The organism is Peribacillus butanolivorans (assembly GCF_001273755.1).
GTDB classification, from domain to species: Bacteria; Bacillota; Bacilli; order Bacillales; family DSM-1321; genus Peribacillus; species Peribacillus butanolivorans.
This window is the reverse complement of sequence record NZ_LGYA01000005.1, coordinates 147,551-163,726: the sequence shown is the minus strand read 5'-3', so window position 1 is coordinate 163,726 and position 16,176 is coordinate 147,551. Positions and strand designations below refer to the sequence as shown.

The 16,176-nt window shown below is 40.1% G+C and carries 19 protein-coding genes; 7 read left to right on the top strand and 12 right to left on the bottom strand.

Translation table 11 applies throughout. The features are described from left to right. Positions 1-5: 5 nt before the first annotated feature. On the bottom strand, positions 6-833 hold the full coding sequence (speE, locus tag AKG34_RS22845) for a spermidine synthase (protein ID WP_053348438.1): 828 nt from the start codon (positions 831-833) through the stop codon (positions 6-8). 202 nt (positions 834-1,035) lie between these two features. On the opposite strand from speE, the gene AKG34_RS22840 reads away from it, so the two are divergent. After that, positions 1,036-3,102: a transglycosylase domain-containing protein gene (locus AKG34_RS22840; RefSeq protein WP_053348437.1), complete on the top strand. Its 2,067-nt coding sequence runs from the start codon at positions 1,036-1,038 to the stop codon at positions 3,100-3,102. A 156-nt stretch (positions 3,103-3,258) separates the two neighbouring features. Here AKG34_RS22840 and AKG34_RS22835 read toward each other — a convergent pair whose 3' ends face one another. Next, positions 3,259-3,768 carry a YwhD family protein gene (locus AKG34_RS22835; RefSeq protein ID WP_053348436.1) on the bottom strand — a complete coding sequence of 170 codons (510 nt, stop codon included), beginning with the start codon at positions 3,766-3,768 and terminating at the stop codon, positions 3,259-3,261. 38 nt (positions 3,769-3,806) lie between these two features. Further along, on the bottom strand, positions 3,807-4,481 hold the full coding sequence (locus tag AKG34_RS22830) for a site-2 protease family protein (protein ID WP_407946291.1): 675 nt from the start codon (positions 4,479-4,481) through the stop codon (positions 3,807-3,809). Between the two features lie 138 nt (positions 4,482-4,619). On the opposite strand from AKG34_RS22830, the gene AKG34_RS22825 reads away from it, so the two are divergent. Next, positions 4,620-4,805, top strand: a complete 186-nt coding sequence (locus AKG34_RS22825; RefSeq protein ID WP_053348435.1) for a 2-hydroxymuconate tautomerase — start codon at positions 4,620-4,622, stop codon at positions 4,803-4,805. A 28-nt stretch (positions 4,806-4,833) separates the two neighbouring features. Here the strand turns inward: AKG34_RS22825 and AKG34_RS22820 are convergent, their stop codons facing one another. The 3 genes from AKG34_RS22820 to AKG34_RS22810 form a co-directional block, all read right to left on the bottom strand. Continuing rightward, complete coding sequence (locus tag AKG34_RS22820; protein WP_053348434.1) at positions 4,834-5,343, bottom strand: YwgA family protein; 510 nt, start codon at positions 5,341-5,343, stop codon at positions 4,834-4,836. Positions 5,344-5,375: 32 nt separating this feature from the next. Then, positions 5,376-6,683 carry an HD domain-containing protein gene (locus AKG34_RS22815; RefSeq protein WP_053348433.1) on the bottom strand — a complete coding sequence of 436 codons (1,308 nt, stop codon included), beginning with the start codon at positions 6,681-6,683 and terminating at the stop codon, positions 5,376-5,378. Positions 6,684-6,920: 237 nt separating this feature from the next. After that, complete coding sequence (locus AKG34_RS22810; protein ID WP_053348432.1) at positions 6,921-7,142, bottom strand: YuzB family protein; 222 nt, start codon at positions 7,140-7,142, stop codon at positions 6,921-6,923. Positions 7,143-7,475: 333 nt separating this feature from the next. On the opposite strand from AKG34_RS22810, the gene AKG34_RS22805 reads away from it, so the two are divergent. Beyond that, positions 7,476-8,222, top strand: coding sequence for an RsfA family transcriptional regulator (locus AKG34_RS22805; protein ID WP_053348431.1), 747 nt, complete (start codon positions 7,476-7,478; stop codon positions 8,220-8,222). 260 nt (positions 8,223-8,482) lie between these two features. Here AKG34_RS22805 and AKG34_RS22800 read toward each other — a convergent pair whose 3' ends face one another. Beyond that, positions 8,483-9,334, bottom strand: coding sequence for an octanoyl-[GcvH]:protein N-octanoyltransferase (locus AKG34_RS22800; RefSeq protein ID WP_053348430.1), 852 nt, complete (start codon positions 9,332-9,334; stop codon positions 8,483-8,485). A gap of 38 nt (positions 9,335-9,372) precedes the next feature. Then, positions 9,373-10,359 carry a phosphate acetyltransferase gene (gene pta / locus AKG34_RS22795; protein WP_053348429.1) on the bottom strand — a complete coding sequence of 329 codons (987 nt, stop codon included), beginning with the start codon at positions 10,357-10,359 and terminating at the stop codon, positions 9,373-9,375. 259 nt (positions 10,360-10,618) lie between these two features. Between pta and hemQ the strand changes: the two genes are divergently transcribed. Next, on the top strand, positions 10,619-11,368 hold the full coding sequence (gene hemQ / locus AKG34_RS22790) for a hydrogen peroxide-dependent heme synthase (RefSeq protein WP_053348428.1): 750 nt from the start codon (positions 10,619-10,621) through the stop codon (positions 11,366-11,368). 430 nt (positions 11,369-11,798) lie between these two features. Continuing rightward, complete coding sequence (gene gerQ / locus AKG34_RS29065) at positions 11,799-12,314, top strand: spore coat protein GerQ (RefSeq protein ID WP_082612735.1); 516 nt, start codon at positions 11,799-11,801, stop codon at positions 12,312-12,314. A 136-nt stretch (positions 12,315-12,450) separates the two neighbouring features. Here the strand turns inward: gerQ and AKG34_RS22780 are convergent, their stop codons facing one another. The 4 genes from AKG34_RS22780 to AKG34_RS22765 form a co-directional block, all read right to left on the bottom strand. After that, positions 12,451-12,819: a DUF423 domain-containing protein gene (locus AKG34_RS22780; RefSeq protein ID WP_053348427.1), complete on the bottom strand. Its 369-nt coding sequence runs from the start codon at positions 12,817-12,819 to the stop codon at positions 12,451-12,453. Between the two features lie 26 nt (positions 12,820-12,845). Further along, positions 12,846-13,103: a YwdI family protein gene (locus AKG34_RS22775; protein WP_053348426.1), complete on the bottom strand. Its 258-nt coding sequence runs from the start codon at positions 13,101-13,103 to the stop codon at positions 12,846-12,848. Between the two features lie 88 nt (positions 13,104-13,191). After that, positions 13,192-13,404: a hypothetical protein gene (locus tag AKG34_RS22770; protein WP_053348425.1), complete on the bottom strand. Its 213-nt coding sequence runs from the start codon at positions 13,402-13,404 to the stop codon at positions 13,192-13,194. Beyond that, the gene (locus tag AKG34_RS22765; RefSeq protein WP_053348424.1) at positions 13,379-14,059 is read right to left on the bottom strand and encodes a uracil-DNA glycosylase; all 681 of its coding nucleotides are present in this window, start codon (positions 14,057-14,059) and stop codon (positions 13,379-13,381) included. Before AKG34_RS22765 ends, AKG34_RS22770 begins: the two co-directional genes overlap by 26 nt. A gap of 150 nt (positions 14,060-14,209) precedes the next feature. Here AKG34_RS22765 and AKG34_RS22760 point away from each other — a divergent pair, with 150 nt between their 5' ends. After that, the gene (locus AKG34_RS22760; protein WP_053348423.1) at positions 14,210-15,643 is read left to right on the top strand and encodes a phospholipase D family protein; all 1,434 of its coding nucleotides are present in this window, start codon (positions 14,210-14,212) and stop codon (positions 15,641-15,643) included. A 147-nt stretch (positions 15,644-15,790) separates the two neighbouring features. Further along, on the top strand, positions 15,791-16,138 hold the full coding sequence (locus tag AKG34_RS22755) for a YflT domain-containing protein (protein WP_053348422.1): 348 nt from the start codon (positions 15,791-15,793) through the stop codon (positions 16,136-16,138). Positions 16,139-16,176: the final 38 nt, after the last annotated feature.

Here is a 16,176-nt window from a genome sequence, read left to right as displayed (position 1 = left end):
CTCCCTTATTTCACTAAATCTTGAACGAATTTAGGCAGAACGAAAGCTGCTTTATGAAGTTCTTTTGTATAATATTTCGTTTCGATTTCATGGAAACGGTCTTCCGTCACTTCTAGTGGATTATATTTTTTTGATCCGATCGTAAACGCCCAAAGGCCGCTTGGATATGTCGGGATATTCGCTAAATAAAGACTAGTGATTGGGAATATTTCTTTCACATCACGTTGTACATCACGAATTAGGTCTGCTTTAAACCAAGGATTATCGGATTGTGCCACAAAAATCCCATCTTCTTTCAACGCTTTGGAAATCCCAGCATAAAAACCTTTAGTGAATAAGTTGACAGCGGGTCCAACTGGTTCAGTTGAGTCAACCATGATCACGTCATATTCATTTTCACTTTTGGCAATGTGCATGAAGCCATCGCCTACTTGTACGTCTACACGTGGATCTTCAAGCATGCCTGCAATTTCAGGTAAAAACTTCTTTGAGTATTCGATAACTTTCCCATCGATATCAACCAAAGTAGCTTTTTTTACGCTTGGGTGTTTTAGGATTTCACGGATTACTCCACCGTCTCCTCCGCCTACAACCAAAACGTTCTCTGGATTAGGATGAGTAAATAAAGGAACATGGGCTACCATTTCGTGGTAAACGAATTCATCGCGTTGTGAAGTCATTACCATGTCATCTAGCAATAGCATATTGCCCCACTCTTCTGTTTCAATCATATCTAGCTTTTGAAACTCAGTTTGCTCCGTATGTAAAGTACGATTCACTTTCATCGTAATACCAAAATTCTCTGTTTGTTTTTCAGTAAACCAAATGCTCATTTATTAACGCTCCTTTTCCAATTCATATAGTAAGTCACCTAATAGGTTTCCCATTTTCGTTATTGTCATTAGCTAGAAAAATTATAGACGAATCTAGCAGAATTGCAAGTTAAATTTCACAAATACAGTTCTTATGTTTAAAAATTTCTTTTTTTTCCATAATAGTAATAGATTCTTTTTATAAAAAGAGAGGTGAAAGCAATTGGAGTTAATTCCAAGCGAACGATTTAAAAGGACAACTAAATATGTGCGGGCCTTTATTATTCTTGCCACAATCGGACTTACAATACTCTTTGTATTGCTTCTCTCTTTACTGGTGTATGCAAAAATATTAGGTCCGCCGCCTTTGGTTGTGCCACAGTCCACTCTCTATTATAGTGATAGCGGAAATGTGATTGGTGAAACCGATAATGGACAGAAACGTTATTGGGCTGGAATGGAATCGATTTCTCCACAGCTTATCAAGGCTACTGTTGCGGTTGAGGATCGACAATTTTACACTCATAAAGGCTTTGATATAAAACGAATCGGCGGAGCTATCCTTGCCGATATTCGTGCAAGGTCGAAGGTCCAAGGCGCAAGCACGATTACCCAGCAGTATGCCAGGAATCTGTTTCTCGGCCATGACAAAACTTGGACGCGAAAGTTTAATGAAGCCTTTTATACGATACGGCTGGAAATGAACTATTCCAAAAAGGAAATTCTAGAAGGCTATCTAAATACGATTTACTACGGTCATGGCGCCTATGGAGCTCAGGCCGCAAGTCAATATTACTTTGGCAAAGATGCCAAGGATTTAACTCTTTCAGAAGCGAGCATGCTAGCCGGGATACCTAAAGGGCCGTCCAACTACTCTCCATTGGATAACTTGGAAAAAGCAAAATCAAGGCAACAAATTGTCCTGCAAGCCATGAAAAACAAAAACTACATTTCAGAAGCAAATATGGATAAAGCCTTGCAAACAGCTCTTACATTAAAAGGCGAGCACGGGACTGTAACCAATAAAACAGCCCCTTATTTCCAGGATGCTGTTAAGCAGGCTTTAAAATCTCAGCTTCATATAGATGACAGGACGATTGAACTGGGGGGGCTTAAGGTTTATACGACTCTTGATGAAAAACAACAGGACATTGCCGAAGAGGTTCTTTCTACTACCATACCCAAGTCCTCAGGCATTCAAGCTTCTATAGTCGCAATGGATCCGGGCACAGGGGAAGTCCGTGCATTAGTCGGCGGTAAAAATTACACAGAATCACCGTTTAATCGTGCCACACAGGCCGTTCGCCAGCCTGGTTCTACGATGAAGCCATTGCTCTACTATTCAGCACTGGAAAATGGTTTTACACCATCTACCACCTTGAAAAGTGAGACAACTACGTTTTCTTTTGATGATGGTCACTCTTCTTACACGCCGCACAATTACAATCATCAATATGCGGAAGGCGAAATCACATTGGCTCAGGCCATTGCTTTATCGGACAATATCTTTGCCGTAAAAACGCATTTGTTCCTTGGTGAGCAATCTTTGGTAGATACGGCGCATAGGTTCGGCATCACGTCGAAAATGGATGCTGTTCCATCTCTAGCACTTGGCACTTCAGGTGTTCGAGCCATTGAAATGGTTAATGCCTACAGCATTCTGGCTAACGGTGGTAAAAAAGTTGAACCCATCTTTATCAAAAGAGTTGAAAATCAAAAAGGCGAAGTGATTTTTGACCATACTAAAAAAGCGGAACAGATTCTGGATGCGGATAAAGCCTTTGTAATGACCGAGATGCTTACCGGGGTTTTTGATGAAACTTTAAATGGCTATACGAAAGTGACTGGCAGCACAATCAGTTCCCAGTTGACACGCCCATACGCTGGAAAGTCTGGCTCCACCTCTACAGATAGCTGGATGATTGGCTACACACCGCAACTTGTTGCCGGAGTTTGGACGGGTTATGATCAAGGAAAGAAAATCGAAATTCCAGCTGAAAAAAGCTATGCGAAGAAGATTTGGGCTTCCTATATGGAAAAAGGCCTTCAAGGACAACCCCCAAAATCGTTTAAGGAAACGGAAAATGTAATCGGAGTTTATGTGAATCCTGAAAGCGGTAAATTGGCAACGAAGGCCTGTCCTGCTTCGAGGTTGACCTACTATGTTAAAGGAACTGAGCCAGTCGAGTACTGTGTAGAGCACTTCAAGGGCAAGAATTCAAAACGTACTCCGAAGGAAGAAGAACAAAAGACTCCATGGTACAAAAAAGTATTAAAGCCATGGGGATAACGAAAAACCCCGAAGCCGGTAGCGGCTTCGGGGTTTTTCTGTCCTAGTTCCACAGTGTCTAAACTGCTGTCTTTAAGTTTACTGATTTTATCTGTTTCCTACAAGTGCATTTTTCACTAAACTTCAAATTTCATACATAAATACATTAAATCACATTCAAACCGTCAATGACTGCTTGAGCTGGGCTGATGAGCGTTCCCACATGCCTGCATCATGGTTTTTCAGGAAGTCCGCAAGTATCCGCTTTGATTTGTCATCCATGTCGTCGACGATGATATGTCGTTTTAGCGATTTATCCATCCGGTTAACATGCTCCGGAAGGGATTTGTACCCGCGTCTAATTAAACGATCGACCATCATTTCACAAGCTGTCACACCTGCATAATGCGGACCATTTTGAGTGGCTTCAATAGTCACCCAAACAAGCCAGTAAGGTTTTGCATTCGGGACCTCTTCCTTAGTCTTTAAAAATTTGATTCCTTTTTCCACTGCACTTCTCGCATGCATCGCCCCAATATCGACCTCGGCTTCGCCCGCGTCAACATCAATGATGACCGGAGAAATATTATCGAGCGTCAAAACCCCAGCCCCATATCCGCTATGACCTTTCATCGGATCGTTTTTAATAATATTAAACCCTACCTTTTTCTTTGGTTGTTCTTCCATGTTTATATCCCCCTTTATTGTTTGTCATTCCTTATCAGTTAAAAAAACAAAAGTGAAAAAAATTGACTCAAGGTGCCACCTACAAATGGCACGATAGTATCCAAAATGGGCCTAATTGTATAATGACTCAGAGGTGTGATAATCAGAATCAAAAAAATAAGGGAGCCATATTGTTCATACTGGGTCATTTTTGCCCGCAAGTCTGCTGAAACAAGATCTTGTACGATCCTATAACCATCGAGCGGTGGTAGCGGTATCAGATTAAATACAAATAAAAGGATATTTAAGTTTATTAGAATTCTTAAGAAGGTCTCGACGAAAAAAGGTAAATCAGGTCCAACGCCTGACGCAAGCAACCCGTAAAAAATTAAAAACCCCAAAATTGCAACAAGCAAATTACTGAACGGACCGGCAAAAGAGACGAGTACTCCTGCCAATTTTGGATTCTTAAAATGAAAACGATTGACCGGGACAGGTCTTGCCCAACCAAATCCGGCTATCAATATCAGCAGTGTTCCTATCGGATCCAAATGCTGAATCGGATTCAATGTGACTCTTCCTTCATTCTTTGCAGTCGGGTCACCGAACTTATAGGCTACATAAGCATGGGAAAATTCATGAACCGTAAATGCGATTAACAGTGACACAATGACATATGGAAGTTCTTCCAAACTATAAGCCAAAAACCGTTCTATTTGCTCCAAGAATTGCATAAATAGCTTCTCCCCCAATATATATTACCGTTAGTATACAACAAAAGACCAAGAAGTGAAAAAACTCTGATTTCAGTATCTTGCAATTCCATTTCCAATGTGAAACACTACAACATAAGGGGAAAGGGGGGAAAGAATATGCCATATGTAACAGTCAAAATGCTTGAAGGCCGTACGGACGAGCAAAAAAAGGCTTTAGTTGAAAAAGTAACCGCAGCGGTTACGGAAACGACTGGAGCACCAGCTGAAGCTGTAACGATTTTCATTGAAGAAATGACAAAAAATCATTTAGCAGTAGCAGGCGTCCGCAAAAGCGACCAATAGATTTACATAATTAGGAAAAGCTAAGCCATCAATTCGGCTTAGCTTTTGTTTTTAATTGATCAATATATACATATGCTTCATCAATTTCTTCAAGCGTATATTTTTGCTTACTTTTCAATGTAAAGATCTTTTCGATAACCTCTTCTTTTTCCAATGTATCGAAGTAAAGCACCGTCGAAACAAGCTCCAAAAAACGGGCATTTTGTTCGTTCATATCCAGTAAGCAAGCTTCAAGAGCGGGCATCTCCACTTCCTGTATGGATAGGAAATCCTGTCCAGCATCCGTTATAGAATAACAGTACTGATAATAACCTGCTTTTTTTTCTCTTACTTCATTCAAGTAACCCATATCGCAAAGCTCTTCAATTCGTAAGGTCAACTCCTCCGAATACGGTCCGTAAAAGTGAAACTGAAACTTTTCATGAAACGGAAAGGACAGCTTCTTCGCGATATACACAATTTTTTGTAGTTTTTTCCGACCTGAAATTTCACCGGCAGTAGAAATCGCATTGATAATGTTTGCATGATCCTTAAACAAGGCTCGTCACTCCTCACCAAAAATGTACCACTTTAATCCGAAAGCTCCAAAAGCTTACGAATTTGTTTTTTAATATTTTTCTTCGTTGATTCATCGCGCAATAAATCGGATGGATAATACAATTTATGATCCGTTCTTCTTTTCCCCGAAATTGCATCGACTATTTCAGATTCACGTGACAATTCACGGATTTCCCCATTATTTTTCAACAAGTGAATCGGTAGTCTCTCCTCTTCCTCACCTGGCCGGTAAAAATCATACGGCAAATCCGATGAGGAATCGACGACGAGATAATAATCCGGATCGATTCCTGCCTTCTTAAATAACGTTCTTAACTCCATTAATCTGTTCATCTGACTATTAGATGGATGAAATTCTACATATTTAAATAGTTTACGGTTAACGAAGCGAGTGCATAAATCCTTTAATATCGCATCATTTTCCTCTTCCCATGCTTCAAAATAATAGAGCATCACAGCTTCATCCATTTTCAAATAGTCTGCTAACGTTACTTCTCCCTTAAACAGAGAATAAAAATGGTGAGGTTCCTGAGCAAACTCATAGCCGGATTCATATAAATGCTTCGCTCTGTGTAATATTTTGGTAAGAATGACTTCCGCACTCCTCGTCACTGGATGGAAATAAACCTGCCAATACATTTGGTAACGGCTCATAATATAGTCTTCCACCGCATGCATCCCACTTTGCTTAATGACGGCATGCTCTTCACGAGGCCGCATTACCCTCAAAAGCCGTTCCATATCAAAATGTCCATAACTTACCCCAGTAAAGTATGCATCCCGTTGCAAATAATCCATTCTATCGGCATCAATCTGACTCGAAATCAGGCTGACTACTAATTTGCCTTTATACGTTTTTGCAATAACCTCTGCCACTTTTTTAGGAAAATCACGACCTACTTTGAGCAGGATTTTATTCACTTCTGTATCACCCACAATTATCTGTTGGGTGAATTGCTCGTGATCTAGGTCAAACACCTTTTCAAAAGAATGAGAGAATGGACCATGTCCTAAATCATGCAGAAGTGCCGCACATAGAGAAAGTAGCCGTTCCTCCGGTTTCCATTCCGGTCTGCCTTCGAAAACATCATCAACGATTCTCCGGACAATCTCATATACCCCAAGCGAATGGCTGAGTCGACTATGTTCCGCACCGTGAAAAGTTAAATAAGTCGTCCCCAGTTGCTTGATTCTACGAAGACGTTGGAATTCCTTCGTCCCAATTAAATCCCATATAACCCGGTCACGAACATGTATATATCGGTGCACCGGGTCTTTGAATACTTTTTCTTCCTGTAATTTTTCGCCGGAATATCCCATGAACTACCCTCTTTTTCATATTCTCAATGCTTTCATTATAGCGTGTTTTGACAAAAAACCCTAACTCACCCCTTGATAGCAAGAGGGACCATTTTGTAAGAAAACGGAAGTTTTTATCGATTTGCGTATCGAAAATAAGGAAATAAAAAATCACCGCAGTTTGTTGAATCTGGGTGATGAATGGCGTGTTTCATTTATCAAAAGTAGTCAATCTACCCTAATTATCTATCATGAATTCTACTTTAGTTTTTTATTAATTTTATCTAGTAACTCGTCTTCCGTTGGAGCTGCAACTGGACGGTTATTGACAAAGGCAAATGATTTCTTTCTGCCTGGACCGCAATAGGATTGACAGCCAATTTCAATTTTCGCATCGGGATCAAGCTTTTCCAGACGGGGAATTAACGTTTTAATATTTACCGCCAAGCAGTCATCACACACTCTGAATTCATTGGACATCCTTCGGTCACCATCCTTTCTATGACAAACTATTTTTCATCCCATTTACATAACTAAAGGGTATTTTACCGTTTCTACCTATTAATATCAAGAGGGTTAGATGGATGTGAAAAGGGAAGTCCAGCCAAAAGGAAATGGTGTAATTAATGATTTCTGAGTCAGTGCATCCTTTATTTTCCCTAAAATTACAAAAAACTAGTATCCTTTCAACCTTTTTGTATAAAAAATCCAGATTTTGTCCAAAATGCTAGTAGAACACCCCATAAATCATTGCCACACGATATTTTATATAGTTATTTATTTTAAAAGTTACCAGAAAGGGAGTATGTAGAAATGAAGGTTCGTCAAGATGCCTGGACAGAAGAAGATGATTTGCTTTTAGCAGAAACGGTATTGCGCCATGTGCGGGAAGGCAGCACTCAGCTGAATGCTTTTGAGGAGGTTGGGGACAAGTTAAACCGCACCTCTGCCGCTTGCGGGTTCCGTTGGAATGCAGTCGTACGCCATAATTATGATAAAGCTCTTTCCCTTGCTAAAAAGCAGCGCAAGCAGCGTCAAAGGATTCTTGGAAAAGATCAAGGAGGGAAAAAACGGCTTCTTTATACACCGCCGTCTCCAACGATTACTGATATTATGGTTCCTCACCTACAAGAAGAGGAACTAGAGTTAGAATCCGAAGTAGAAACTACTAATTATGAAACAGCAGAAGAATTCGTTGTGGCTGAAGCTTTCATGCCAAAGCAACAGAACATACCAGTAACACTAGAAAAGACTATGAACCTTGATACGATTATAGCCTATTTAGAATCTATGAACGGCCGAATGCTTCAGGCTGAAGTATTAAAAACCGAAAATGAAAGATTGAAGCTCGAAATTAAAGGTCTGAAAAAACGAAATGAAGATCTTGAAAATAAGATCAGCCATCTAGAGCAGAACAGCGGCTTGATGCAGGAAGATTATGAGACTTTGATGAATATCATGAATCGGGCAAGAAAGCTGGTCTTATTAGAGGAAGAGGAACGGCCAGCAACAAAGTTCAAAATGGACCGAAATGGCAATTTAGAAAAAATGGCTGAGTAATTAAAATAATGTGGGGTTCTGCTACAGATCAACCACATGGTAAAGGCCAACCATAGGTTACCTCAGATCGAAAAAGAGAGTCTAAAAAAGGCTCTTTTTTTCATGGCTTCAAGTGATAATAGTTGAAAGGACTAAAGACGCGACCTATCTGATTTTACTTTGGTTTCCAATCTCTGTTCCTTTAACAGTTTCAGTGAATAATAAAATTATATTGAAATGTGAAAAAGCTGTTTCCAACTTACAGAAACAGCTTTTTCATATCAGTCTTCTTTTAATGAATCAAATACCTTATCATTACGTTCTACCACTCTTGTTAAGTAAGCTTCGTATAACGGCCATTCTTCCACTGAAAGAGAATCGGAGAAGATCCTACCGCTATGTTCCTTCAATACATGCAGGAATCTAAGCATTACGTCCTGTACGCTCAATCGCACGTCTAATAGTTCTGAAAGGGAAGCCATTACAGATGGCATGATATCAGGATAAGTAAATTTTGTTTCTGCATCTCCTTTTGCGGCTTCGTAAAAACCCTTCACAAGACTGGCTCGCTCTGCACCGCTTCCATTGACGCACAAGTAAATTTGCACCGCTACACCATTGCGAATCCGACGCTGAGATATACCGGCAAACTTTCTCCCATTTATACTTAAATCATAGCTTCCAGGGCAATATGAACCGGTGATTTCCCTTGCCTCCATTTCGACTTCGAAATCAGCAAACATCAATTGAACAAGCTCCCACATCGCATCATATCCACGATTGATTTCAATTTTCCGCTCATTTTCGGGGAAAATGAGCGATAAATTAAGAACTCCCTCATCCAGCACAACTGCAAGCCCTCCAGAATTCCGTACAATGGCCTGGAAATCGTGTTCTTTTAAATAATCCACACCTTTTTTAAGAAAAGGCAGCTTCGTATCCTGAATACCAAGCACAACCGTCTGATGGTGTACCCACGCTCTTGCTACGGCCATTGATTTACCAGACCCTACGGAAGCACAAAACGTATCATCCATAGCAAAGGACTCTAGAGCAGGAAACTGAGGACCGACGGATGATTGATCAATAACCCGCCACTCTTGCTGCTTTAACAATGAATCTGTTTTACACATATAAATCTCCCTCTACTTTTTATCCTTCATGACATGACTTATTGATATTGGGCCACTAAGCCCTGTGCAGCTGTGATAACAGCTAATTTATATACATCCTCTTCACTGCATCCCCTTGAAAGATCATTTACAGGACGGTTAAGTCCCTGTAGGATCGGGCCGACCGCTTCGAAGCCACCCAGGCGCTGTACCATTTTATAGCTAATGTTTCCTGCCTCAAGACTTGGAAAAATAAAAACATTAGCATCTCCTTGAATAGGAGAATCCGGTGCTTTTTGTCTAGCGACCGACGGAACAAAGGCCGCATCAAATTGAAATTCTCCATCAAGAAGAATTTGAGGGTCCATTTCTTTTGCCAATTTGACAGCATCAACGACTTTCTGAGTCTCCGAAGATTTTGCCGATCCTTTTGTCGAAAAACTCAGCATCGCCACACGCGGTTCGATATCGAACATAAGGGCCGTCTTCGCACTTTCTACGGCGATTTCTGCCAGGTCCTGGGAATCAGGGTTAATATTAATTGCACAATCAGCAAACACGTACTTTTCCTCGCCACGGACCATAATAAAGGCACCTGATGTTTTTTGAATACCTGGCTTTGTTTTAATGATTCGTAGAGCAGGACGAACCGTATCAGCTGTTGAATGAGTTGCGCCACTCACCATGCCATGTGCCTGTTTAATATGAACAAGCATTGTTCCAAAATAATTCTCATCCAATAGGGTTTCACGGGCTTGTTCTTCAGACACCTTACCATTTCTTACCTTTACAAACGCTTCGACCATTTCATCCATCATGATATAATTCTTCGGGTCATATATTTCAATTGATTCAAGAGAAATTTTTAATTCCCTAGCTTTCTCTTGAATCAACTCGATATCGCCAATCAATACAGGCGTTACTAGTTTAGCTTTGGCAAGCCTGCCTGCAGCTCCCAAAATGCGTTCATCCAATCCTTCTGGAAAGACGATTTTTAAATTATGCCCTGTAATTTTCGATTCTAATATTTCAAATAAATCACTCACTACCGCATCCTCCTTTTATGTACGCTGCTCTTGTTATTTCTATATCAACCATTCAGCAAAACTTCCATTTTCGTCTTCTTTTAAGAATACTCTAGCAGCTAGGTAAATTCCAGCCACTTTGGTCACCATCACGAAATCGGCAAATATGAAATTTGTTTGAACACCGAAGAACAGTAACGGTGTTTGCGGACTGATATAAATTTCCTTATACTTAAACTATGTTATATTAAAGATATACTAAGACTTAGGAGTGATCGCAATGAGTGAAGCAGCACAAACACTTGACGGCTGGTATTGTTTACATGACTTCCGTCTGATTGATTGGGCTTCTTGGAAAACGTTATCAAGTGACGAACGCCAATTAGCTATCTCAGAATTCCAAGGTTTACTGGATAAATGGAATACGACTCAAAGCAATAATGAAGGCAGTCATGCCCTCTATTCCATCGTTGGCCAAAAAGCGGACTTCATGCTTATGTTTGCCCGCCCAACAATGGAAGAATTGAATGCAATTGAAAACGAATTCAATAAAACGAAACTTGCCGAATATACAATCCCAGCTTATTCCTACGTTTCTGTAGTGGAATTAAGTAATTACCTAGCAGGTGGAGATGATGAGGATCCTTACCAAAACCCTCATGTACGTTCAAGACTTTATCCGATTCTTCCACAAGCGAAGCATGTATGCTTCTACCCAATGGACAAGCGTCGTGAAGGTGATGATAACTGGTACATGCTTTCTATGGAAGAACGCAAGGGCTTAATGCGTTCACATGGTTTGATTGGCCGCAGTTATGCCGGTAAAGTAAAACAAATCATTTCCGGTTCTGTCGGCTTTGACGATTATGAGTGGGGCGTTACGCTATTTGCAGATGATGTCCTTCAATTTAAAAAGTTAATCTATGAAATGCGTTTTGATGAAGTAAGCGCACGCTACGCTGCGTTCGGTTCTTTCTTTGTAGGGAATATCCTTCCAGAAGAAAGCGTACCCTCTTTCTTATACGTATAAGACATGAGCTTCCGGATCATCCGGAAGCTTTTTACTTTTTGAAACCCTCCTTTTATTTCCCCGGCTGTGGAATAAATCTATGACACATCCCATACATTTTCAATAGTGATGAATTTATTTTTTCACAGGTTTATTAAACTTAAGGAATATTGACCAAGGCAACGCCTAACTCCAGCGAGGTGAAGGAACTTTACTTCTTTTTACTAGCCCGTCAAGAGGATTTGACTTTACCCGTAAATCATTAAAGGCAACCGTTATGTATCGCTTAAAATTCATTGTGGTTTTTTAAGCCACCCGGGGATTGTCAAGAACAGTGGTATAACCAATACAATACCGGTCGCTATAAATCGCACTGTTTCTTCCAGCCCACGCACTCGGATTGTCCAAATTCCACAAAATCAAATAAACCTTGAATTTAGGAGGGAATGTAATGTCACAAAATAACCCTTATGGTAATTATCCGTACGGAGGAAGCCCATATTACCCCTATGAAAATAATGAGTCTGACCTGCGACAACAGGCTCCTTACCCGCAACAAAATTTCCAGCAGCAGGCTTACCAACAACCATCATACCAGCCACAGCAGCCCACTAAAGCAGGCACGCCTCAGCAAATACCTATGCCGATGAATGCTCCCACATCCGGACCACAGGTACCTGGCATGCTTCCAGTCGAGGCATCGTATATCGAGAACATCCTACGTCTAAATAAAGGGAAATTGGCGACCGTTTATACGACGTTTGAAAACAACAAGGAGTGGAATGCAAAGATCTTCAAAGGAATTATCGAAGCTGCGGGACGCGACCACTTAATCATAAGCGACCCGCAAACAGGAAAACGTTACTTAATCCCGATGGTATACTTAGATTACATTACCTTTGACGAAGAAATTGAGTATGAATATCCATTTGGAGGCGCTGGGCTTGCCACGTATTCGCCAAGGTGAAGAAAGCTTTAATGTTATAAGAAACAGGCTCAAATTCTTGTGATTTTGAGCCTGTTTTTTATATGAAAATATCCTGGATAATTCATTTTTCATCCATGATGAAAAAAAAGCTGACCTAGAAAAAGGTCAGCTTTTTTTATAAGTATTTATATGCAGCAATGATCATTAGAACCCAAGCAACCAAGAATGAAACCCCACCAATTGGTGTAATGGCTCCCAGCACTTTGATTTGAGTAACACTAAGAACGAATAAGCTTCCGGAAAACAGGATAATTCCTATCAGCATAAGCCAGCCTGACCAATTAATTAGCGGGCTTGAGATCTTTCCCGCCAACAAACCAATCACTAATAAACCCGCTGCATGAAACATTTGATAATCGACAGCCGTCTGCCATGTTGCTAAATATTTATCAGGAATTTTCCCTTCCAGTCCGTGCGCTCCGAATGCACCTAGCGCTACGGCAATAAAACCATTCAATGCTCCTAAAATGATAAACAGTTTCACTTTTTCTTCGCCCCTCTTTATTTAATTTAAAAATCGAATAAGGATGCGCCATTTGCTTCATCCATTTTAACCGGCTCTACATTGGATACAGATGACATAACAGGCTGGGTCAATGTGATTGGCTTTGGGATGCTGATGTTTCCGGCTTTTTCATCCACCATTACTTCACATAGAGACTGAATGGCAATTACATACCCCTGCAACTTATCCTCTGAATTTGCCTGTTTCGCTTTCAAGACAAGCTCTTCCATTTTATCTAACATTCGTTTTGATGAAATATCCACCTTTACCACCTCGTCTACATACATGTCAAAACTTTCATCCCTAGCATAGCAAAAATTTGAGGTGAAGAAAACATCCTTGCATACTGATCTACTTTTTTAACAGCTTGGATTCAAACTTCATGCAAAGCTGTCCGGAAGAACGAAAAACATCAAGAGATGGTTGGTTTAACGTTTTAAATTGAAAAGCACGGCAGCCTTTTGGAAAATTAGGATCCCAAGTTACATAAAAATGCCTGCACGCCATACAATTTACCCGTTCAATTTTCTTCTCCACATCAACGATTCGAGATTTTCCAATCAATTGGGGATTCCCCCATTTCCTTCAGCAATTGATTTGTTTTAGAAAACGGCTTGCTACCAAAGAAACCTCGGGTCGCCGACAATGGGCTAGGATGGACGGACGTAATGATCTTATGACGGCTTTCATCGATCAAAGGGATTTTAGTTTGAGCCGGCCTCCCCCACAAGATAAAAACAACCGGTTTTTGTCGGTCATTCAGCAAGCGGATAACTTGATTCGTAAAGATCTCCCATCCCTTTCCTCTGTGTGAATGGGCTTCTCCCTCACGCACAGTCAAGACGGTATTCAACAGAAGTACACCCTGGTCTGCCCATTCAACAAGGGAACCATTATCAGGAACCTCACAACCTAGATCACTTTGTAACTCTTTAAAAATATTTCTTAGAGAAGGCGGAATACGCACCTCCGGCTTCACGGAAAAACTAAGGCCATGTGCTTGGTCCGGTCCATGATAAGGGTCCTGACCAAGAATGACAACCTTTACCTTTTTATATGAAGTAAATTGAAGTGCATTGAAAATATCATCCTGATTCGGATGAATGACATGCTGACTGTACTCTTGTTTTATAAACTCCCTTAGCTCTTGGTAATAATTTTTTTTGAATTCCTCTTCCAACAGAGGCCACCAATCATTTGTTAATATCTGCTTTGCCATCTGCCATAGCCCCTTTCTTCTTTTTATACTATTATATCAAACTCATTTTCTTACCCTTTTTCACATAGATTACGATTTATGTTTCTATATACCCCCTAATTGGGGAAATAGGTAGTTAGCAAGCAATTTAACCATGTTGGAGGATTCCCTATGAAAAAGTGGTACAAAAGAAAACGATTTTATCTGCTTGTTAGTATTTTAATCGCCATTACATTCGTGATTATCTATAACAGCTACAAGCCCTTGCCTGATGGCATTTCTTATGAAGGAAAGATTCATCATGTCGAGGATATTGATTTTATTTATGACCTGTCTTATCACGATAAAAAGGGAAATCCGCAACATGAACAGCGAATCTTCCAAACCATCAATCAAGCTATCGAAGAGGCTAATTCTTTTATCGTAATCGATATGTTTTTGTTTAATAATTTTTATGATGAAAAGATAAACTTTCCAAAGTTAACTGAGACTCTAACGGATAAACTGGTTGCCCAGAAGAAAAAGAAACCTAAGCTCCAGATTATGTTCATTACTGATGAAGTAAATACTACCTATAATGCCTACCAATTAGAGGCACTGGAAACCCTGAAGCAAAATGACATTGATGTTATTGTAACCAACTTAGATCGGCTACGGGATCCAAACCCGCTCTATTCAGGTGTGTACAGGACCTTCTTCCAATGGTTTGGCGAAAGCGGAAAAGGTTGGATTGTGAACCCAATGGCCAAAAGCGCTCCAAAAGTCACCGTGCGCTCTTATCTTAGATTGATGAATATCAAAGCCAATCACAGGAAAGTGATCGCTACAGAAAAGACGGCCATTATTTCATCAGCAAACCCTCATGACGCGAGCGGATTCCACTCCAATATCGCCTTCCAGATGGATGGAAATATCATCGGTGATTTTGTTAAAGCAGAAGAAGCTGCTTCGAAATTCTCAGGGGGTCCGAAGGCATTTCCAGAATTCAAGGAGGCCTCTGTCGATAAAGGGCCGATTTCTGTACAGTTACTAACAGAGGGAAAAATCAATAAACATGTTCTTAAAGCAATTAAGGAAACGGAGAAAGGCGACCAAATCCAGCTTGCCATGTTTTATATTGCCGATCGCCATGTTGTCGAGGCCTTAACAGATGCAGCTAAACGAAACGTGAAAATTCAAATGATATTAGACCCGAATCAAAATGCATTTGGAAGTGAGAAAATCGGGCTCCCTAATCTTCCAGTTGCTGCTGAATTCGAAAAGCTGGGTGATGAAAACATCTCGATTCGTTGGTACAAAACAGATAAAGAACAGTTTCATACAAAGTTGATGATGATTCAAAACGCAGATGAAATGATTATTATTGGAGGATCGGCTAATTACACTGCACGCAATCTAGATGACTATAACCTCGAAGCCAATGTTGAAATCCACGCTCCGAATGATGCCGAAGTCACCCAGGATGTCGATAACTATTTTCAAAGACTTTGGAAAAATCAAGACGGAATATACACTGCGGATTATAGTGAATATCAGGATAAATTACCTGTTTTCAAATATTTAACCTACCGATTACAAAAGGTGTTCCGTTTCACCACATACTAAATATTATTATCATTATTCCATTGCAAAATGTTTATCCATGTCCAAATAAGGTTATATACTACTATAGCTAATCAACAACTAAGATAAGCAAGATACTATTTACCTAATTTAAGAAAGTCTTACACTAAAATTCAAGGAGGAGTTTATATGTATCAAGTACATGTTGTAGAAAACGGATTGCAAGCAAAGGAAAAAATTGATGAATTAGTTACATTCGGGTATACAAAGGATGATGTATATTTGTTTGCCCATGACAAAACTCGTTCGAAGCATCTTACCGAGAACACGAATACAGAAGATGTTGGCATGAAAGAACAAGGCTTCCTCGATACTGTTGGAAATCTCTTTAAATCACGTGGAGACGAACTTCGTAATCGAATGAGCAATCTTGGACTTAGTGATATGGAAGCAGAACGTTATGAGGAAGTACTTGATGAAGGAAAAGTCGTCATCGTTGCATCAAAACAAGATAATAAAGACGGTATTACTCACTAATTCTAATCAATCTTTATACATTACCCTATATAGCATTC